This is a genomic window from Streptomyces sp. NPDC058239 (assembly GCF_042882185.1).
Taxonomy (GTDB): Bacteria; Actinomycetota; Actinomycetes; order Streptomycetales; family Streptomycetaceae; genus Streptomyces.
In genome coordinates this window covers 236,600-256,542 of record NZ_JBHVWS010000002.1, presented here as the reverse complement: position 1 = coordinate 256,542, position 19,943 = coordinate 236,600, and the positions used below count along the sequence as shown (strand labels likewise).

Sequence of the window (19,943 nt, the reverse complement as noted above, 5' to 3'; positions counted from 1 at the left end):
TCATCCGTCGGCGTCGGGACCGGTGTTCGCGGCGTCACCGAACGGCGTGGCCTGGTGGAAGTAGAGCACCCAGCCCGCGCCGGTCAGTCGCCACAGCGAACTGCGGTGGGCGAGGTGCCCCTTCGTCTCGGTGTCGTAGGTGAGGTGGACGCATTCGTCGTCCAGCTGGACTCCGCCCATCCAGGACGCGGTGAGCGGGCCGGGGCGCGGGGCGTTCTCGGCGGTGAGCGAGGCGATCATCGTGTCACGGTCCCAGACCCGGCCTGCGGAGTCGATCTCGCGGTACTCGGGGTGCAGCACCTGGGAGAGGAGTTCGACGGAGGCGCGTACCACCGGGTCGAGGAGGCGGAGTTCGCCCTCCACCGCTGCGGCCACGCCGGGGGACGGTTCGCTCACGTGCGGGCTCCGTCGTTCGCGGTACCCGTCGGCGCGGTCATCTCCACCAGCTTGACCACGGTGTTCCAGTTGCGCGAGGTGGCGATGACGCCTTTGGTGAGGGACGGCCGGGACAGGGCGCCGGCGAGTCTGGAACGGCCCAGTCCGTCGGGGGCGTAGAGGTAGAGCGCGCGGTCGCCGAGCCGGAACTCCTCGGGGAGGAAGGCCGCCGGGTCGATCCCGGCGAAGCGGTCGGCGTCGACCGGCTGCCCGTAGTAGGTGATGTGCAGTTGCTTGCCTTCGAGTTCGGCGGCCGGGAACGGGCAGGCCGCGGCAACTGCCGCAAGGTAGGCACCGTCCCGGACCAGGCAGGGGACGGGGAAGCCGAACCGCTTCTCGATGGCCCGCTCCAACTCGGCGGCGAGTGCGTTCTCGTCGTCCGACACGCTGCTGAAGAATGCGTTGCCGCTCTGCAGGTGGGTACGGACCTCCCCGTGGCCGAGTTCGGTGAGCAGCGTGCGGAGTTCGGCCATCGGAACCTTCTTGTGGCCGCTCACATTGATCCCGCGCAACAGCGCCGCGTACATCGTCATGGGCACACCATAGGACGATCCGTCCACGCAGTGCGGCCGCCGCGCCCCGTGGGGGAGGGCGCGGCGGCCGCCGATTGCGTTGCGCCGGGCGTCTGCTGCCCGGTCACGGCTGCGGGGGTCGGTTACTCAACGACCTTCAGCAGCTTGTTCGGCGTGCCCTCGGTCGCGTTCGAGATCGCGTCGGGGGTGGCCCCTTCGGTCAGCGCCGTGGCGACCTCGGCCGGGGTGGCGTCCGGGTGTCCGGCGAGGTAGACGGCGGCGGCACCGACGACGTGCGGGGTCGCCATGGACGTGCCGGAGATGGTGTTGGAGCCGTCGTCGCTGTCGTTCCAGGACGAGGTGATGTCGGATCCGGGGGCGTAGATGTCCACGATCGAGCCGTAGTTGGAGAACGACGACTGCTCGTCGTCCACCGTGGACGAGGCGACCGTGATGGCCTCCGGGACGCGGGCCGGGGAGCTCTCGCTCGCGTCGGCCGAGTCGTTTCCGGCGGCCACGGCGAAGGTGACTCCGGAGGCGATGGCCTTCTGGACCGCGGTGTCGAGTGCCTCGTCCGCGCCGCCGCCGAGGCTCATGTTGGCGACCGAGGGCCCCTCGTGGTTGGCGGTGACCCAGTCGATGCCCGCGACGACCTGCTCGGTGGTGCCCGAGCCGGAGTCGTCGAGAACCCGGACGGCGACGATCTTCGCCTTCTTGGCGACCCCGTAGGTCGCACCGGCGATGGTGCCCGCGACGTGGGTGCCGTGGCCGTTGCCGTCGTCGGCGCTGTCGTCGTTGTCGACGGCGTCGAAGCCCGAGCTGGCCCGGCCCTCGAACTCGTTGTGGGTGGTACGGACACCGGTGTCGATGACGTACGCGGTGACGCCCTCGCCGGCGCTGTCCGGGTAGGTGTACGCGTTGTCGCCGGCCGTCTCGGTCTGGTCGATCCGGTCCAGCCCCCAGGACGGCGGGTTGTCCTGGGTGGCGTCGATGTGGAACTTCTTGTTCTGGACGACCTTGGAGACGGCCGGGTCGGCCGCCAGACGCTTGGCCTCGGTCAGTGAAAGGCCGCTGGCGGAGAAGCCGTTGATGGCGGAGTTGTAGTTCCGCTTGAGCTTGCCGCCGTACTCCTTGGCGAGCTTCGCCTTGTCGGCCTTCTGGTCCAGCATCACGATGTAGCTGCCCGAGACGGCGGTCGCCGCGTCAGCACCGTAGACAGTGCCCGTCGCGGGAGCCGGCGCGGCTCCGGCGAGGGAGGTGCCAAGCAGGGTGACTCCGGCCGCTGCGGCCACTGCGGTTATCGCCGCGGTCAGCTTGATCCGACGTGCGCGCTTGTGAATTGCCATGAAGAGGGGTCTCCTCGTCATTCTTTGTGGGGGGATTGACCCCCGGCCGGAAGATCTCCGGGGGTTGGCTCGAAACCCTCGCTGATTGACGCGCTCAGATCAAGACCTTCATGCGGCTGTGACTTACTCAACAAGGTTTCGTAATAAGAAACCGGCCACCTTTACCCAAGTCGGGCGCGGTCGTGACAACACCCGTCACACGTACGGGGCTTGCCGCTGCCGCAGCGGCGACCCGCACACTTCGCAAGCGGGAAGCCGGACGCCGCCGGTGCACCCGGGCGGACGAGGAGACGGCTTGATTCCACCCCCGCCCGTCAGGCGGACAGTTCGGCCTCGATGAGGTCGGCCGCCTGCTTTGTGCCGCCCTCCCCCGCCATCCGCTCCCGCACGGCCGCGGCCCTCTTCGCGACCTCGGGGTCATCCACCAGTCCGAGCACGGCAGCCCGCAGCGACTCGGGGGTCACCTCCGCCATCGGGAGATGACGGGCGACGCCGAGTGCCTGCAGCATGTCGGCGTTGCCGAACTGGTCGACGACCTGCGGCACGGCGACCATCGGGGTGGCGGTGGCGAGCCCCTCCTGGCTGCCCCCGGCGCCCGCGTGGGTGATGAAGGCGTCCGCCTGCTTCAGCACCGAGAGCTGCGGCACCCAGGAATGCACCTCCACATTGGCCGGTACGTCGCCGAGTTCGGCGGCGTCGACCCAGGCGCCGATCTGGAGCACGACGTGCCAGCCGGGCAGACCGCCGAAGGCCGTGACGCAGTCGCGGTAGAAGCCGGGCTGGTTGGTGAAGGTCGAGCCGAGCGAGACCAGCAGCACCTTGCCGGCGCCCTCGGGGCGCTGCCACTCCCCCTGGTCCGCGCGGTCGCCCTGGCAGGCGCCCACGAAGGTGTGGACCGCCCTGTCGACGCGGTCGGCGTTCGGCTGGAGCACCTCGGGGATCAGGACGACCGACCGCGGTGGCCGGCCGACGAACGGGTCCGGGTGCCGGTCGATCCCGTTCTCGGTGAGCCAGTCCTGGAAGCGCCGGTAGTACGCCCGGCCGCGCTCGGACCGTTTCAGCCCGGCGGTCATCGGCTCGCCGACCTCCTCCTCGTAACCGTCCCAGGCGACCAGGTTGGGCGAGAGGGAGACGGCGGACACACCCCAGCGGTGGGCAAGGACCCGCGCCGGGTAGGAGGTGATGTCGTGCAGGACGAGGTCGGGCTCGTCCCCGTCGAAGGCCTTGATGAGCTGGGGCAGGGCCTGGACGGCGTCGTCGAGGAAGGGTTCGAGGTTGTCGATGAGTTCGGCGCCCCAGGCGTCCGGGGCCTCTTCGGTCGGCAGCACCGAGGTGTAGAGCACCGGTTCGGCGCCGGTGGCGGCGACCTTCTCGGCGAAGGACGCCGGGATGGCGTAACTGACGCGGTGCCCACGGGCGACGAGCTCCCGGATGACTTCCAGGCTCGGGTTCACGTGCCCGTGGGCGGCGATGGAGAACATGGCGATATGGGCACGCTCGGTATTCGTCACGCCCTCACCTTAGGCGAGACGAAACGTCTCGTGCATTTTGTTTTCGTGGTGCCTCAGCGCTGATAGCGGGCCAGCACCCGGTTCCCGTCGTCGACCAGACGTTTCCTCAGCTCTTCCGCGCCGATCGCCCCGCTGTAGTACTCCTGGAGGGCCGGTGTGGCGACCTTGTCCTTCCATTCCGGGTAGCCGCGGACCGACTGTGCGGGCGCCGGGCGCAGCGCCTTCGCCACGGCGACGCCGGTCGACCAGCCGTCCTTGTCGGTGTGCAGGGCCGGGTCCGCGAGGGCCGCCGTGCCGGTCGGGAGCATCCAGTCCCCCTTGGCCAGGCGCACCATGTTCTGCGGCCGGAGCAGGAAGTCGATGAACTGCGCGGCCTCCTTCTTGTGCGGGCTTGCCTCCGAGACGGAGAGGGTCTGCGGACTCACCCCCTGGGCGAGGCCCCCGCTGCCGGCCGGGGCGGGCAGGACGGTCCACTCGAAGCCCTCGGGGGCCTGCTCGACGACTTGTTGGCGGTACGAGAAGCCGAGCGGAACCATCGCGTACTTGCCGCCGAAGAATCCGGGAAGGGTGTCGGAGCCGCCCATGCCGAGCGCGGTGCGAGCGGCGCTGTGATCGATGTCGACCTGGTCGTGAATGGTGCCGGGGACGATCTGGTCGCCCTCGCCCGCGCGGATGGTCACCTTGCCGTCGGCGCCCGGGTGGAAGAGCCGGCCGCCGGTGGAGAGGCCGAGGTTGAGGGTGACGGAGACGGGCTCCTTGAGCGGCCAGGCGACGCCGTATCTCCCCTTGCCCGTCAGCTCTTTGGTGATCTGCCGGAACTCGGTCCAGCTCCAGGGGCTGCCGGGGGTCGGGATACGGACACCCGACTCCTTGAGAATCTTGGTGTTGGCGATCAGGACACGGGGCTCCTGGAGGAACGGCACTCCGTAGATGCCGTCGCCGAAGGTGGTCGTCCGCCAGCTCTGTTGCGGGATGTCGGCGGTCAGCCGGTCCGGCAGGAGCGTCCGCAGATCGGCGAGGTAGCCGCCGTACGCGAAGTCGGCGAGGTCGTCGGAGGCGTCATGGATGACATCCGGCGCCTCGTCACCCTCGAAGGAGGTGAGCAGCTGGTCGTGGACGGTGTCCCAGCTGCCCTGGACGTAGTTGACATGGATGTCGGGGTGGGCTTCGTTCCACTCCTTCACCAGCTGCTTGTTGGCGTCGACGGACTCCTTCTGCCAGGCCAGCGACTGGAAGCTGAGCTCGGTCCGCCCGTTGCCGTCCCTGCCGCCGCCCGTCCCCGCGCAGCCGGTGAGCAGCAGGGCCAGCACGGTGGCCACGGCGGCCGCCGCCGTCCGCAGTGCACGCATCAGCTCTTCACCGCCCCGGCCAGCACGGAACCCGTGATCCGCCGCTGGATGATCGCGAAGATGACCAGCGAGGGAAGGGTCGCGAGGAAGGCGGCGGCGGCGAGCGGCCCGAGATCGGCCGCGCCCTCCGCCCCGATGAAATGGGTCAGTACGACCGGCAAGGTCTGCTTCTCCGGTGTCTTGAGCAGGACGAGTGCGAAGAAGAACTCGTTCCATGCGGTGATGAACGCGAAGAGTGCGGTGGCGACGATGCCGGGGGCCAGCAGCGGGGCGGTGACCGAGACGAGCGTCCGCAGCCGGCCCGCGCCGTCGACCGCGGCGGCCTCTTCGACCTCGGCGGGCACGGCCCGTACGTATCCCACCAGCATCCACAGCGCGAAGGGCAGCGCCCAGACGACGTACACCATGATCAGCCCCCACAGGGTGTTGATCAGATGGAGATTCTTCAGGACCAGGAAGAGCGGAATGATCAGCAGGACGAACGGGAACGCCTGACTGACCACTACCCATCCGCTGGTGGCCGTCGAGAGCCTGGAGCGGTGGCGGGCCATGACATAGGCCATGGGCGTGGCGATGAGCACCGCGACGATGGCGGCGCAGAGCGCGGCGATCAGCGAATTGGCGGCGGCCTGGAGCAGCGGCTGTTCGTCGAATGCCTTGCGGAAGTTGTCCAGCGTCGGATGCTCGGGGATCCAGGTCGGGTGCAGGGAACCCAGTTCGCGCGCCGGTTTGAAGGCGGTGGAGATCAGCCACAGGAACGGGAACGCCAGAAAGACGAGATAGCCGAGCAGTGCGACGTACTGTCCGGCGCGTGCGGGTCTGCTGGTACGCATGCTCACCGGTCCTCGCCTCCCCTGAGCCGGCCGACGAGATACACCGCGAGGATCACGGAGATCACCGCGACCATCACACAGCCCATCGCCGCGGCGTAGCCGAACTGTCCGTAGCGGAAGGCCTCTTCGTACGCGAAGAGCATCGGCAGCCGGGTGCGGCCGCCGGGTCCTCCGTTGGTCAGCACGTAGACCAGGGCGAAGGAGTTGAAGTTCCAGATGAAGTTGAGCGCGGTGATGGAGAGCGCGACCGGTCTGAGCACGGGCCAGGTGACAGTACGGAAGCGGCGCCAGGCACCTGCGCCGTCCAGGGCGGCCGCCTCGTGGAGTTCGTGCGGGGTGTTCTGCAGTCCGGCCAGGAGGGCGACGGTGGTCTGGGGCATGCCGGCCCAGACGCCCACGACGACCACGGCGGGCAGGGCGGTGGCGAGCCCGGTGAGCCAGTCCCGGCCGTCGCCGAGGCCGAGATCGCGGATCGTCTCGTTGAGGATGCCCGCGTCAGGGTTGTAGACGAGCCGCCACATGATGCCGACGACCACCTCGGGCATCGCCCACGGAATGATCGCCAGCGCCCGTGCCAGCCAGCGCATGCGCAGATTCTGGTTGAGCAGCAGGGCGAGGCCGAGCGCCAGTACGAACTGCGGGACGGTGACGCCGACCGCCCACAGCAGACCGATCCGGAACGACTCCCAGAACAGGGCGTCGTGGAGCAGGTCCTGGAAATTCAGCCCGCCGACCCACTGGGTGGAGCGGGTGCGGCCGGACTGGGCATCGGTGAAGGCCAGCGCGATGCCGTAGAGGAGCGGGCCGACACTGAGGATCAGGATCGGGATCAGCGCGGGCAGTACCAGGAACCAGGTGCCGGCATTCCGGTTGACCGGCCGGGTCTGCTTGTCGTGCGGGCTGCCGGGCGGACCGTGCCTTCCGGATCGTACGGTTGCACTCGCCAATGTCATAAATCCGCCCCCTTGCGTCATTCGATCGGTTTCATACCGTTCTGGCCGCTCAGGTGGCCCTCGTCATCGTGCTGACGGGCCGTCGGTTCGTCAAGCGGGCCTGCACAGATGCGAAAATCGGAGCCATGAACGAGATGCGTGCGCGCGAGGTGCTGACCGCTGCCGGACTGTCCGGCCGTGCGGAGTTGCTCGCGCTGGGTGAGAACGCGGTGTTCGCCGTGGACGACCTGGTGGTCAAGGTCGGCCGGGACGCCGCGCAGAACCCGGAACTGCGGGACCGGGCAGAGCGCGAGGTCGCCGTCGCCCAGTGGCTGGCCGCCTGCGGTGTCCCCGCCGTACGGGCCGCCGAGCCCGGGGCGCGGCTGGTGGAGGGCCACCCGGTGACGCTCTGGCACCGGCTGCCCGAGGCCGTGCGCCCGGCCGAGCCGCGCGATCTCGCCCCGCTGCTCACCCAGGTGCACGCGCTGCCCGCCCCGGAGGGCTTCACGCTGCCGCGCCGTGAGCTGCTCGGCGGCGTCGAGCGCTGGCTGCGGCTCGCGGGCGACGCGATCGATCCGGCCGACGCCGACTATCTGCGCGGCCGGCGCGACGGCTTCGCGAAGGCCGCGGCGGCCCTTGCCCCGCATCTGCCGCCGGGGCCCATCCACGGCGACGCGCTCCCCCGCAACGTCCACGTCGGCCCGGACGGGCCGGTGCTGGTCGATCTCGAGACCTTCTCCGCCGATCTGCGCGAGCACGATCTGGTGGTCCTCGCACTCTCCCGCGACCGCTACGGCCTGCCCGCCCATGCCTACGACGCGTTCACCGAAGCGTACGGCTGGGACGTACGCACCTGGGAAGGATGCACGGTTCTGCGCGGCGCCCGCGAGACGGCGAGCTGCGCCTGGGTCGCCCAGCACGCCCCGTCGAACCCCAAGGCGCTGACGGAATTCCGGCGCAGGGTGGCGTCATTGCGCGAGGACGCCCCCGAGGTGCGCTGGTACCCCTTCTGAACGGCGCTTCCCGTCGCGCGGAAGTGCTGGATGCACGCGGGCGGGCCGCCCCGCCCGCACCGCCGTGCCCCGGGACACCCATGGGCGCCGAGGCCTTCGCCGGCGCGAAGGGCGGCGTCGGCGCGGGCGCGGACGTCGGGGGGATCGGCGTGGGTGTCACGGCCGAGGGCTGGGCCGGTCCCGACGCGGAGGCAAGTCTGAACGCCGGCAAGGACGCCAACGGCGTATGGCACTTCGGCCCCGAGGTGGGCATCTCCCCTGCCCTCGGTGGGGCCGTGGGCTTCGAGTTCACCGTCGACCCGGGGAAGGTCGTCGATACGGTGGGCGATGCGGCCGGGGCCGTGGGCGATGCAGCGAGCTGGGTGGGCGGCGGGATCGGCAGCCTGTTCTGACACACGCCACCGCGGACCCGCTGCCGTAAGCACACCGTTGCCGTAAGGAGAGGCCGGGATGACCACCACCCTGCCCGTACCGATCGCATTCGAACTGCCGGATGGCTGGCGCGCCACACCGCCGGACGGAGTGGGCGCGACAAGCGCGGCATTCACGTCACCGATCCGAGCAGGCGGGCGGTGATCCGTCTGATCCTGACGGTGACCGCGTCCCAGCACCTCGCCGTCCTGGAGGACTTCCGGGACTTCGTGCGCACGGTCCGCCCGGACACCGGCGCGGCTTCGTAGGACGTCCCGCCGGAACGGCCCTTCTTGCACCGCCAATCCGACCCTTCATAGGTTGAGCTCATGGGATTCTTCGACATGCTGACCGGAACCAAGCGCCCCGAGGACGGGGTCGTGCCACGCTCAGCCGAGGAGTTGCGGGCAGCCCTGCTCGGCCTCAACCGGCCGGATGTCCCGTACATCATCAGCGACGGCGCAGCGCATGACGCCGATCTGGTGGCGGAGTGGCGGATCGCCGAGCCCGCCTGGCAGACCTTCTTCATCGGGTCCCAGCTGACGCACGCCCTCCGGATCCGGATGCGCCTGGTCGAGGAGGTCCCTGAGGTGCGTGCCGTCGAGGAGCAGTGGGAGGTCACCCGCGTCGGGAATCCTCCGCGGCTCCAGACTTCGGCGGAGTACGCGCGCGGCGCGGGCAGGACCGTCTCCCGCCGCTGGACGCTCCAACGCGGGGAGAACGGCCGCCTCGAAGCGACGGAGACATTCAGCTTCGACAGCGCGCAGTTGACCAACCCCCTGCGGAACGCCGCCCTCGAGTCGGGCTGGACCTGGCGCGGAGTGATCTTCGGTAAGCTGTGAGGTCTGCGGGACCACGACTCGACGCCCCGCCCCGCCTCCCCGCCTCCCCCGCCTTCTGCGGGGACGCCCGTCCCTCCGGCGGCATCCGCGGAACACGGTCCCACATATGCCTTGATCATTCGGGATGGAGCACCCATGACCATAGCCCGCTCGACCGCAGCGAAGTGGAGCCTCTCGGCCGTGGCCGCCGGCGCGCTGCTCGTCGGCTGCTCGGCGTCGGTCAGCGCCGGAAAGTCCGAGCCGAAGCTGTCCTCGGACAAGCTGGCCACCTCGCTCGCCGACAAGCTCGCCTCCACGACGGGCCAGCCGAAGCCGGACATCACGTGCCCGGAGGACCTCGCCGGGAAGGTCGGCACCGAAACCCGGTGCACGCTCACCGCGAACGACGGCAGCACCCTGGGCGTGACGGTCACCGTCACCTCCGTGGACGGAAAGCAGATCCACTACGGCTTCAAGGCCGACGAGACGGCTTCGCCGGCTCCGAACTGACACCCCTCGCCCGTCGGATCACCCTCAACCGCCTGCGGGCTCCCGCCTCCGGGGGATGAGCGGCCAGGCCGGTTCGACGACCGCAGCCGGATCCGCGGTGCGCCGGAGGTAGGCCTGCAGGGAGAGCGACTGCTCGGCCGCCGCGCGCACCTGAAGACCGTGCAGGTCCTCCAACGGCATCACTCCGACGGGCTGGTGCTTCTCCCCCATACGTCGCACCACGCGGGCAGCGGCCACGGCGTCCGCCCTCGCGTCGTGCGCGTCGTCGAGCGACACCCCGTAGTGGGCACACAGCGCGTGGAGGGCTCGCTTCCCCTTCCGGTACTTGTCGACATGCTTGTCGATCACCAACGGATCGATGACGGGCGAAGGTGCGTTGCCCAGCCGCTCGCTGAGCGACTCGACCGCGTACCGCCGGCACTCCCGGTCGAGCAGGGACAGGTCATAGCGGGCGTTCATCACCACCAGCGGCGTCCCTGAGCGCAGCCCGTCGACGACGGCCCGTGTGATCTCGTCGATCGCGGACGCGGCCGGCGCCCCGTGCTCGCGGGCACGTTCCGTCGAGATCCCGTGGATCGCCGATGCCTGCTCGGGTATGGCCACACCGGGATCCAGCAGCCAGGTCCGCTCCTGCGACACGGATCCGTCCGCCTCCAGCCGGACGACCGCCGCCGTCACGATTCGGTCGGTCTCGACATCCGTCCCCGTGGTCTCCAGGTCGAACGCCATCAACGGCCCGCTGATCCAGCTCATCGGACTGCCCCCGCCCCGACGACCGCGGCGGTGGCGGTCCGGGCCCCCAGCGGGTCCGTGCCGGTCTTCTCCAGGCCGAAGCCGACCGGGCGCTCCTGGTGCCAGCTCATCCCGTAACTCCTTCTGTGGTGCGTTCCCCCAAGTGATGACCACCTTCGCACGCACCACTGACAACGCTGGAAGGGGCGTCAGGAGACGGGCCTGGAGTCCGTCCAGACCGACTCGAACTCCTCGCGGTACGTCTCGAACAGGCCGTGCTCACTGTCCTGCCCCGCCCTGACCACCGCACGCCCCCCGCCGCGCAGCACCAGCACGGGCGCCTCCATGCCGCGTGCGCGCCGCAGATACGGCTGGACGACCCCGACCGCGTCCGACCCGTCGCCGTCCACCAGATAGGCCGTGAAGCGCGGCGTCTCGTCGAAGACATGGATCTCGAAGGCGCCCGGATCGCGGAGCTTGGAGCGGACCCGGCGCATATGGAGGATGTTCATCTCCACCGACCGGCTCAGCTCGCCCTTCTTGAGACCCAGCTCCCGCTCCCGGCGTTTGACCGCGCTGCTCGCCGGGTTGATGAAGAGCAGCCGGACCCGGCAGCCCGACTCGGCGAGCCGGACCAGCCTGCGTCCGGAGAAGTTCTGCACGAGCAGGTTGAGTCCTATGCCGATCGCGTCGAGTCGGCGCGAACCCCCGAAGAGATCCTCGGCGGGCAGCTGGCGCTGGAGCCGCACCCGGTCGGAGTGGACGGAGACCACGTCCGCGTACCGGTCGCCGACCAGCTCCTCGACGGCGTCGACCGGGAGCCGGTCGGCCGACGGGACTGCGGCGCCGCTGCCCAGGATCTCCAGGAGCCGGGCCGAGGCGCGCTCGGCCTGGGCGAGGACCGCCTCGTTCAGGGCGCGGTTGCGGGAGACCACGTTGCGGGCGACCTCCAGCTCGTCGAGCGCCAGCTCCACCTCGCGCCGGTCGTCGAAGTACGGCTCGAAGCACGGCCAGTGCTGGACCATCAGCTCACGCAGCTGCGGCAGCGTGAGGAAGCTGAGAACGTTGTCGTCGGCCGGGTCCAGCAGATAGCCCTTGCGGCGGGAGACCTCACGTACGGCGACGGCGCGCTGCACCCACTCCTGCCCGGCGGGTCCGGCGGCGGCCACCACCCAGTCCTCGCCGTGGACCGGCTCGTAGATGGGCCGGAGCACCGCGGCGACCACGGCGCGCAGCCGCTGCTCCACCAGATTCAGCCAGATATAGGCACGCCCGGCCCGCTGGGCGCGCGTGCGCACCTCGCTCCAGGCGTCCGCTCCCCAGTCCAGTTCCGCGCCGATCTCCATGGGCTGCGCAAGTGAGACCGCCCCGGGCGGGGCATCGGTTGAGTCCCCCTCGTGACCTGTGTCACCTGGGGGCAGCTCGAACCCTCCCGAGCTCACCCGCGCACCGCCTTCCACTCCCCCACCAACGATCAAGGAAGGGTACTCCGCGAGCGGGAGCCGGTGCAGCCGGATGCACAGGCTGCTTCGCCAACTCCCCTATGGCGCAGGCACGTTCCCCACGGCAAGATCTGCCGTAGTGAGCGGATTCATAGTGATTGAGCACCCCGTCCGGGGCCCTGTACCGGGCCTGCGACCGGCTCAGGTCCCCGGATTCCGGATCCGGGCGACACGGAGAGGCCCGATGTTGACCGGACCGCGCGACGTCCTAGGTAGCCGCACCTCTTTCGGGGAAGATCTGGCTCAAGCAGCCCGCAAGCCCCAGGCACCCGGATCAGAAGTGGAAGAGTCAACCTATGCAGGTCTGGCCGGGACAGGCGTATCCCCTCGGTGCCACGTACGACGGCGCCGGGACCAACTTCGCGGTCTTCTCGGAGGCCGCAAACCGAATCGAGTTGTGCCTGCTGCACGACGACGGTTCCGAGACGGCGGTGGAACTCAGGGAGACCGATGCCTTTGTCCGCCATGCCTATCTGCCTGGGGTGATGCCCGGTCAGCGGTACGGATTCAGGGTCCACGGGCCGTACGAACCGGAGCGCGGCATCCGCTGCAATTCGGCCAAACTGCTGCTCGACCCGTACGCCAGGGCCGTCGCCGGGCAGATCCAGTGGGGCGAGGCGGTGTACGGCTATCCGTTCGGCCGACCCGACGCGCGCAACGATCTCGACTCTGCGCCGCACACCATGACCTCGGTCGTGGTCAACCCGTACTTCGACTGGGGCGACGACCGGCGGCCCCGTACGGACTACCACCGCACGGTGATCTACGAGGCCCATGTGAAGGGTCTGACGATGCTCCATCCGGGGCTGCCGAAGGAGCTGCGCGGCACCTACGCGGGGCTGGCCCATCCGGAGGTGATCGCCCATCTGACGGAACTGGGCGTCACGGCGATCGAATTGATGCCGGTTCACCAGTTCGTCCAGGACCACCGCCTGGTGGACGCGGGGCTGGCCAACTACTGGGGTTACAACACCATCGGTTTCTTCGCCCCGCACAACTCGTACGCCTCCTGGGGGGACCGCGGTGAGCAGGTGCTGGAGTTCAAGCAGGCCGTTCGGGCGCTGCATCAGGCCGGTATCGAGGTGATCCTCGATGTGGTCTACAACCACACCGCGGAGGGCAATCACCTGGGTCCGACGCTCTCCTTCCGGGGCCTGGACAATGCTTCGTACTACCGGCTCGCGGACGATCAGCGGTACTACATGGACACCACGGGAACCGGGAACTCCCTGCTGATGCGCTCGCCGCATGTGCTGCAGCTGATCATGGACTCCTTGCGGTACTGGGTCACGGAGATGCATGTGGACGGCTTCCGGTTCGATCTGGCGGCCACTCTGGCCCGGCAGTTCCACGAGGTCGACCGGCTGTCGTCGTTCTTCGATCTGGTGCAGCAGGACCCGGTGGTCAGCCAGGTGAAGCTGATCGCCGAACCCTGGGACGTGGGTGAGGGCGGCTACCAGGTGGGGAACTTCCCGCCGCTGTGGACCGAGTGGAACGGCAAGTACCGGGACACCGTGCGGGACCTGTGGCGGGGCGAGCCGCGGACCCTCGCCGAGTTCGCCGGGCGGCTGACGGGGTCGTCGGACCTGTACCAGGACGACGGCCGGCGGCCGCTCGCCTCGATCAACTTCACCACCTGTCACGACGGATTCACGCTGCACGACCTGGTCTCGTACAACGACAAGCACAACGAGGCGAACGGCGAGGGCAACCGGGACGGCGAGAGCCACAACCGGTCCTGGAACTGCGGCGCGGAGGGCGAGACGGACCAGCCGGAGATTCTGGAGCTGCGCGAACGGCAGATGCGGAATTTCATCGCCACGCTGATGGTGTCGCAGGGCGTGCCGATGCTGAGCCACGGCGACGAGTTCGCGCGTACCCAGCGGGGCAACAACAACGCGTACTGCCAGGACAACGAGTTGTCGTGGGTGCACTGGCCCGACCCGGCCGAGGCCGCGACGGACGATGCGGACGAGGCCGATCCGGCCGAGGGGGACGGTCTCGGAAGCAGTCTGCTGGAGTTCACCCGGGCAATGGTCTGGCTCCGCCGCGACCATCCGGTCTTCCGGCGCCGCCGGTTCTTCCACGGCCGTCCGGTCGAGGGCACGCACGACGAGCTCTCGGACATCGCATGGTTCACACCGGAGGGCGGCGAGATGAAGCAACGGGACTGGCAGGCCGCACATGCCAAGGCGCTGACGGTCTTCCTCAACGGCCATGCGATCTCGGAGCCGGGGCCGCGCGGCGAACGGATCTCCGACGACTCGTTCCTGCTGATGTTCAACGCGAGCGCCGACACTCTGGAGTTCTCCGTTCCGGTGAATCACGGCCGGCAGTGGCTGGTGGTGGTCGACACGGCCCGCCCCACCGGGGTTCTTCCCGGCTCGGGGCCGAAGGTGTCGGCGGGCGAACGGGTGACGCTGGTCGGGCGGAGCATGGCGGTGCTGCAGCGGCCCGCATAGGCCCGGGCTTCCGGCCCGGCCGTCGGCTCGACGACACCGCCGGTCGAGCCCTTTGCGGCGTTCGGTGACACAGGAGCCCGCAGGCTGGGTACGTAACGGCGCATGACGCCCACCGCCACCTACCGGCTGCAGCTCCAGCCGGACTTCCCGTTCGCGGCCGCCGGACACGCCGTGCCGTATCTCGCCACGCTCGGCGTCTCCCATCTGCATCTGTCCCCGGTCCTGGAAGCCGTGCCCGGCTCCAGACACGGGTACGACGTCGTCGATCACAGCCGGGTACGCGCCGAGCTCGGCGGTGAGGAGGGGCTGCGGGAGCTGGCCCGCACGGCGCGTGAACACGGTCTCGGACTGGTCGTGGACATCGTGCCGAACCACATGGCCGCGGTCCCCCGCCACAACCACGCGCTGCGGGAGGTGCTGCGCGAGGGCTCCGAGTCCCCGTACTCCCGCTGGTTCGACATCGACTGGGCGGCGGGCGGCGGCAAGGTGCTGCTGCCGGTGCTGGCCGGACGGATCGGTGACGAGATCGGCAGGCTCCGGGTCGACGGGGAGGTGCTGCGCTACGGCGAGCAGGAGTTCCCGCTCCGGACCGGCACCGCCCGTCTGCCGCTGCCCGAGCTGCTGGATGCCCAGCACTACCGGCTCGGCTGGTGGCGGCTGGCCCGCACCGAGCTGAACTACCGGCGGTTCTTCACCATCTCCGACCTCATCGGGGTGCGGGTGGAGGACCCCGAGGTCTTCGCCGCCACCCACGGCAAGATCCTCGAACTGGTCCGGGACGGGGTCGTCGACGGGCTGCGCATCGACCACCCCGACGGACTCGCCGATCCCGCGGCCTATCTGGAGCGGCTCTCGGCGGCGACCGACGGGCGGTGGACGGTGGTGGAGAAGATCCTCGGCCGTACCGAGCCGCTGCCCGCGGGCTGGGCCGTCGCGGGGACGACCGGGTACGACGCACTGCACCGGATCGACGGCCTCTTCATCGATCCGATGGGCGCCGCGGAGCTGATCGGCCGCTACCGGGAGTACGCGGGGCCCGCCGGGGACCGCGGCGGTGACTGGACGTCGACCGTCCGCCGGGCCGCGTACCGGGTGGTGACGCATGAGCTGGCCGCGGAGACCGGGCTGCTGACCCGGCTCGCCGTACGTATCTGTGCCGAGGACCCCGCGCTGCGCGACCACGCACCGTGGACGCTGCACACCGCCGTGTGTGAACTGCTTGTACGCGTACCTGTCTACCGCCCGTACGTGACACCCGGCGGGCCCCGCACAAGGACGGCTGAGGCGGCGCTCTCGGATGCGGCCGTACGGGACGCGAAGGCGGTGTTCTCCGTTCCGGAGGAGGCTTCGGCCGTCGAGGTCGTGCGGGATCTGGCAATGGGGCGGCTGGGCGAGGGGCCCGACCGGGCGGCGTTCTGCGCCCGGTTCGCCCAGACCGCGTCGGCGTTGCACGCCAAGTCGGTCGAGGACACGGCGTTCTACCGGTACGTACCGCTGATCTCGGCGAACGAGGTGGGCGGCGATCCCGGGCAGCCTGCGGTGACGCCGGAGGAGTTCCATGCGTTCTGTGCCCGGCTGGCGCGCGACTGGCCGGCCACCGGCACGGCGCTGACCACGCACGACACCAAGCGGAGCGCCGATGTACGGGCCCGGGTCGCGGTGCTGACCCAGTGCCCGGAGCAGTGGTCCTGGCTGCTGGTGGAGCTGGGGCGGGTGACTCCCGCGACCGCTCCCGATGCGCAGCTCGCATGGCAGGCCTGGCAGACGGCCTTCGGCTGCGTGAAGCTGCCGGTCCGGGAGATGGCGGGCCGGCTGGAGCCCGCACTGCTGAAGGCGGTCCGCGAGTCGGGTCTTTTCACCAGCTGGACCGAGCCCGATCCGGCGTACGAGCGGGCGATGACGGACTTCGTCGCGGCGGGACCGGCCGCCGGCAACGGCCCGGTGCGCGAAGCACTGGAGCGCTTCGCAGGCACGCTCGAGCCGTACGTACGGGCCAATGTGCTCGGCGCGGCGCTGGTGCAGCTGACGATGCCGGGTGTGCCTGATCTGTATCAGGGCACGGAACGGGAGTACCTGGCGCTGGTCGACCCGGACAACCGGCGGCCGTTCTGCCGCCCGTCCGGGGACGGGGCCTTCGGTGAGAAGGGGGAGCTCACCGCGGCGGCGCTGCGGCTGCGGCGCGAACGGCCGGAGGTCTTCGGCGAGTCGGGTACGTACGCCCCGCTGAGCGCCCATGGCCCGGCGGCCGCGCACTGTCTGGCCTTCTGCCGCTCGGGCGAGGTGGTCACTGCGGTGACCAGGCTGTCGTTGCGGCTGGCGGAGTCGGGCGGCTGGCGCGGGACGGAGCTGACGCTGCCGGACGACGGACCGTGGACCGATCTGCTGGCGCCCGGCCGGAAGTTCACCGGGGCCACGGTCGCGCTCGTCGAGCTCTTCGCGGAACGTCCGGTGGCGCTGCTCAGCCGGGTCGGACGAGAAGGGCCCGCGGACCGCGCGTGAGCACCCCCGTGCCGGCCGGGCGGAATCCGTCCGCCCAGCGGAGCCGGGGCATCGCGTCGAGCAGGGCCCGCAGACCCTGCTGGGCCTCCAGCCGGCCGAGCACGACGGCCGGGCAGCCCGCCGGTCCGGTGAGGGACCGGCCCTGGTCGTGGCGGAAGGGATCGAAGAGGTCGGGTGCGCAGAACCGTTCCGGATCGCGGCCCGCCGAGCCGATCAGACAGGCGACGGGTGCCCCGGAAGGCAGCGTGCCGCCGCTGAGGGTGACATCGGTGACGGTGCGGCGCAGCACGACCTGGACGGGCGGGTCACGGCGCAGCGACTCCGTCCAGGCCCGGACCGCCAGGGCGGGTTCGATGCGCAGCGCGGCCAGGAGGTCGGGGACGTCAAGCAGGTTGGCCAGGAAGGAGGCGAGCGCGGTCTCGCGGAGGCCGGTGTGCCGGGTGCAGGGTGCGGTGCCTCCCGGTCCGGTGCGGGGCAGCCGTGTCGCGTACGGGCGGGCGGGCGTGTCGGCTGCGGAACCGGCGGGCAGCCATCGGCAGAACTCCTTGACGAGGTCGGCCTGTTGACGGCCTGCGATGCGGTGCGCCAGCACGTAGGCGGTGCGCTCGATCCGCTCGGCCATGTGACGTGGTACTGAACCGGTCGCGGCCCTGCGCTGCTTGCGGGGCGTGCACAGGGTGCTGCCGTGGCAGAGTCCGAGGGGTGCGGGGCCGCCGCGGGGCGCACTGTCGTGCGGGAACCCGGTGAACCGGGGGTCGCTGAGGGCCGTGGTCACATCCGCGTACCGGCTGACCAGCCAGGCGCCCAGGGGGGCGTCGTAGCTGAGCGGGTATTCCTCGCGCAGGATGCGGTAGAGCCGGTACGGGTCGTGTGCGGCGCCGGGTGCGAGCAGGCTGGGGCCGGTGCCGGGACGGGATCCGCGCGCCGTCCGGCCGGGCCGGCGGCCGGGGTCCGGTACGGGTATGCCCTCGGGCGCGTCGGCCTGCATCGGTACCCCCGGGGCGTAAGGGCGCCGGTGTGCGGCGCGGTTCCCCACCAGCCGATCACCGACGGGGGCGTTGCGCAGTCGGTGTACGGCTGTCCGGGTGACGACGGTGTACCCGGTCGGGCCGGCGGGTCTCAGTCCATGGGCGACCGGGGTGCAGCGGCCAGGGGACTCCGAGCAGATCCGTGAACGCGGTGGCGGCCCCGGTCAGCTCGGCACGGGAGGTACGGCCGTACTGGACGGCCACGACCGTCCGACGTTCTCCGAGGCGGTCGGCGAAGCCATTTTCGCCCTGGCCGGCCGCGGTCTCCATCAGGTCCTGCTGCCGCCTCGCCGGGCCGGCGTCCGACTCGGGCAGGGTCAGGCAGGGGGCCCGAGGACGGGCGCGGAGAGCCGGAAGCTCATCCGTCCGAAGCTCACCTGGTCCCCGTCGCGGACCGGGACCGTACCCGTGACCCGCTGTCCGTTGACACAGGTGCCGTTGGTCGAGCCGAGATCGCGCAGCAGCCAGCGGCCGCCCTGCACGGTGAGTTCCGCATGGAGCCGGGAGACGGTCTCGTGGTTGAGCCGCAGCCCGTTGCCCGGATCGCGGCCGATCAGAAGGGGGTACGGGCTGGGAGCGGGAAGCAGGAGTTTCGGGAGGCGTTCGGTCTGCCAGACCCTGCGCACCCGGCCGGGAAAGCCGGACACTCCGCTCACGACCCGGAGTATCCGCCGTGACCAGCGGTCTTCGCTCTCCAGGTCGGCGGTGAGCGCCTCCAGTTCCTCCGAGCGCCGGGCGGTGAGGGCCAGTTCCATGCGCCGCATGAAGGTGTCGTGGGACAGCTTGCCCTGTGCCGCGCCGTCTCTGAGCACGCCGAGAACACGGTCGCGCTGGGCGTCGGACAGCCGCGCGGGATACGTGTGGAACTCGAAGGGGGACGTCACGGAGCCAATTGTCGGGCCGACCGCCCCGGAGTGTCCAGAACAACCCCGTATTCCGCGCTCCTGACCTGCACGGAACACCTGCTCCGGAATTTCCGGACCATGCCGGGAAGACGTTGCTACCCTCTCCCGCCGCAGGCCACCGGTCGATCACCGAAGCCCTCTGCGCGCCTCAAGGAGACTTTGTGACCCATGCACCACACGAGTTGACCATCCGTCCGCTCGCCGGTCCGCAGGAGCTCGCGCTCTTCCACCGGCTGTCGTACGTACTCGATCACGAGCTCGCCGAGGACCTGGAGAGCGGGCGTCGCCGTCCCGAGTGGATGTGGGTGGCGCTGCGCGGCGAACGCGTGGTCGCGCGGATCGCCTGGTGGAGCCGGGACGGTGACGTACCCCTGTTCCTCGACTTCTTCGACCTCGACGACACCCTGCCCGAGCCCGAACGCGGCGACGCGGGCCTGCGACTGCTGGAGGCGGCGACGGCGGCGGTCGTGCCCGCCGGTGCCCCACGGCCCGAGTACGGACGCTTTGTACCGGCCGACTGGCGCGAGGACCCTGCGACCCGTGATGTCGTCGAGGCCCGGATACGGGTCATGGAGCGCTCCGGTGCGCGGATGCTGGTCGAGCGGCTGCGCCTGGAATGGCGCGCCGGTACTCCGGTCCCCGCCGACAGCGGCCGGCTGCGGTTCCGCCCGGTCGACGGGCCGGAGGATCTCCTCGCGCTGATGACACCGGTGATGGAGGGCACTCTCGACGCCCACGGCCGGGCCGACCTGGCATCCGGGCTCGGCGCCCGCGAGGCGGCCGAGAAGCACTACGCCGAGGAGCTGGCGACGTACACGACACCGCGCGAATGGTGGCGCATCGCCGAACTCCCGGGCGGTGAACCCGTCGGGTTCGTGATCCCGGCGCGCAACAACTACAACCCGGTCATCGCCTACATCGGCGTGCTGCCCGCCCTGCGCGGCCACGGCTACATCGACGACATCCTCGCCGAGGGGACCAGGGTGCTGGCCGCACAGGACGACGTGGAACGGATCCGGGCCTCGACCGACCTCGGCAACGTCCCGATGGCCAAGTCCTTCGAGCGCCTCGGATATGTGAACTTCGAGCGCTCCTTCGACATGGTCTGGGATTGAGACCGGCCGGCGGATGGGGGCGGGGGA

General features: G+C 70.3%; 19 protein-coding genes. 8 read left to right on the top strand and 11 right to left on the bottom strand.

Features of this window, described 5'->3' with window-relative positions; translation table 11 throughout:
- The 7 genes from ACFVYE_RS03725 to ACFVYE_RS03695 form a co-directional block, all read right to left on the bottom strand.
- On the bottom strand, window positions 1-396 hold the full coding sequence (locus ACFVYE_RS03725; RefSeq protein ID WP_389603898.1) for a DUF4440 domain-containing protein: 396 nt from the start codon (window positions 394-396) through the stop codon (window positions 1-3).
- Window positions 393-968, bottom strand: a complete 576-nt coding sequence (locus tag ACFVYE_RS03720; RefSeq protein WP_383963034.1) for a DUF1697 domain-containing protein — start codon at window positions 966-968, stop codon at window positions 393-395. The genes ACFVYE_RS03725 and ACFVYE_RS03720 overlap by 4 nt, the downstream gene beginning before the upstream one ends.
- Before the next feature lie 122 nt (window positions 969-1,090).
- On the bottom strand, window positions 1,091-2,293 hold the full coding sequence (locus ACFVYE_RS03715; RefSeq protein ID WP_383963037.1) for a S8 family peptidase: 1,203 nt from the start codon (window positions 2,291-2,293) through the stop codon (window positions 1,091-1,093).
- Between the two features lie 314 nt (window positions 2,294-2,607).
- On the bottom strand, window positions 2,608-3,804 hold the full coding sequence (gene mgt, locus ACFVYE_RS03710; RefSeq protein WP_383963040.1) for a macrolide-inactivating glycosyltransferase: 1,197 nt from the start codon (window positions 3,802-3,804) through the stop codon (window positions 2,608-2,610).
- 53 nt (window positions 3,805-3,857) lie between these two features.
- Entirely contained in the window at window positions 3,858-5,153 is a 1,296-nt protein-coding gene (locus ACFVYE_RS03705) for an ABC transporter substrate-binding protein (protein WP_383963043.1), read from the bottom strand.
- Window positions 5,153-5,992: a carbohydrate ABC transporter permease gene (locus ACFVYE_RS03700; protein ID WP_389603895.1), complete on the bottom strand. Its 840-nt coding sequence runs from the start codon at window positions 5,990-5,992 to the stop codon at window positions 5,153-5,155. Before ACFVYE_RS03700 ends, ACFVYE_RS03705 begins: the two co-directional genes overlap by 1 nt.
- The gene (locus tag ACFVYE_RS03695; protein WP_383963048.1) at window positions 5,989-6,939 is read right to left on the bottom strand and encodes a carbohydrate ABC transporter permease; all 951 of its coding nucleotides are present in this window, start codon (window positions 6,937-6,939) and stop codon (window positions 5,989-5,991) included. Before ACFVYE_RS03695 ends, ACFVYE_RS03700 begins: the two co-directional genes overlap by 4 nt.
- A gap of 125 nt (window positions 6,940-7,064) precedes the next feature.
- Between ACFVYE_RS03695 and ACFVYE_RS03690 the strand changes: the two genes are divergently transcribed.
- From ACFVYE_RS03690 to ACFVYE_RS03670, 5 genes are all read left to right on the top strand, one after another.
- Window positions 7,065-7,931 (top strand): phosphotransferase enzyme family protein, encoded by an 867-nt coding sequence (locus tag ACFVYE_RS03690; RefSeq protein ID WP_389603893.1) that lies wholly within the window; start codon window positions 7,065-7,067, stop codon window positions 7,929-7,931.
- Between the two features lie 80 nt (window positions 7,932-8,011).
- Window positions 8,012-8,323 (top strand): hypothetical protein, encoded by a 312-nt coding sequence (locus ACFVYE_RS03685; protein WP_389603891.1) that lies wholly within the window; start codon window positions 8,012-8,014, stop codon window positions 8,321-8,323.
- A 58-nt stretch (window positions 8,324-8,381) separates the two neighbouring features.
- Window positions 8,382-8,507, top strand: coding sequence for a hypothetical protein (locus ACFVYE_RS03680; RefSeq protein WP_383963057.1), 126 nt, complete (start codon window positions 8,382-8,384; stop codon window positions 8,505-8,507).
- 164 nt (window positions 8,508-8,671) lie between these two features.
- Window positions 8,672-9,184, top strand: coding sequence for a hypothetical protein (locus ACFVYE_RS03675; protein ID WP_383963060.1), 513 nt, complete (start codon window positions 8,672-8,674; stop codon window positions 9,182-9,184).
- Window positions 9,185-9,319: 135 nt separating this feature from the next.
- Window positions 9,320-9,673: a DUF4333 domain-containing protein gene (locus tag ACFVYE_RS03670; protein WP_383963062.1), complete on the top strand. Its 354-nt coding sequence runs from the start codon at window positions 9,320-9,322 to the stop codon at window positions 9,671-9,673.
- Window positions 9,674-9,697: 24 nt separating this feature from the next.
- On the opposite strand, the gene ACFVYE_RS03665 is transcribed toward ACFVYE_RS03670, so the two are convergent.
- Together ACFVYE_RS03665 and ACFVYE_RS03660 are read right to left on the bottom strand one after the other, a co-directional pair.
- A complete protein-coding gene (locus tag ACFVYE_RS03665; protein WP_383963065.1) occupies window positions 9,698-10,426 on the bottom strand; it encodes a 3'-5' exonuclease in 729 nt (242 codons plus the stop codon).
- A gap of 188 nt (window positions 10,427-10,614) precedes the next feature.
- The gene (locus tag ACFVYE_RS03660) at window positions 10,615-11,847 is read right to left on the bottom strand and encodes an SAV2148 family HEPN domain-containing protein (RefSeq protein WP_383963068.1); all 1,233 of its coding nucleotides are present in this window, start codon (window positions 11,845-11,847) and stop codon (window positions 10,615-10,617) included.
- A 356-nt stretch (window positions 11,848-12,203) separates the two neighbouring features.
- On the opposite strand from ACFVYE_RS03660, the gene glgX reads away from it, so the two are divergent.
- Together glgX and treY are read left to right on the top strand one after the other, a co-directional pair.
- Entirely contained in the window at window positions 12,204-14,369 is a 2,166-nt protein-coding gene (gene glgX, locus ACFVYE_RS03655; protein WP_383963071.1) for a glycogen debranching protein GlgX, read from the top strand.
- Between the two features lie 102 nt (window positions 14,370-14,471).
- Entirely contained in the window at window positions 14,472-16,868 is a 2,397-nt protein-coding gene (treY, locus tag ACFVYE_RS03650) for a malto-oligosyltrehalose synthase (protein ID WP_389603888.1), read from the top strand.
- Here treY and ACFVYE_RS03645 read toward each other — a convergent pair.
- Window positions 16,828-17,856 carry a cytochrome P450 gene (locus tag ACFVYE_RS03645; RefSeq protein WP_389603886.1) on the bottom strand — a complete coding sequence of 343 codons (1,029 nt, stop codon included), beginning with the start codon at window positions 17,854-17,856 and terminating at the stop codon, window positions 16,828-16,830. The genes treY and ACFVYE_RS03645 overlap by 41 nt on opposite strands.
- 357 nt (window positions 17,857-18,213) lie before the next feature.
- Window positions 18,214-18,780 (bottom strand): FHA domain-containing protein, encoded by a 567-nt coding sequence (locus ACFVYE_RS03640; protein ID WP_383963079.1) that lies wholly within the window; start codon window positions 18,778-18,780, stop codon window positions 18,214-18,216.
- A 182-nt stretch (window positions 18,781-18,962) separates the two neighbouring features.
- Between ACFVYE_RS03640 and ACFVYE_RS03635 the strand changes: the two genes are divergently transcribed.
- The gene (locus ACFVYE_RS03635; RefSeq protein WP_389603884.1) at window positions 18,963-19,916 is read left to right on the top strand and encodes a GNAT family N-acetyltransferase; all 954 of its coding nucleotides are present in this window, start codon (window positions 18,963-18,965) and stop codon (window positions 19,914-19,916) included.
- The last annotated feature ends 27 nt before the right edge of the window (window positions 19,917-19,943 follow it).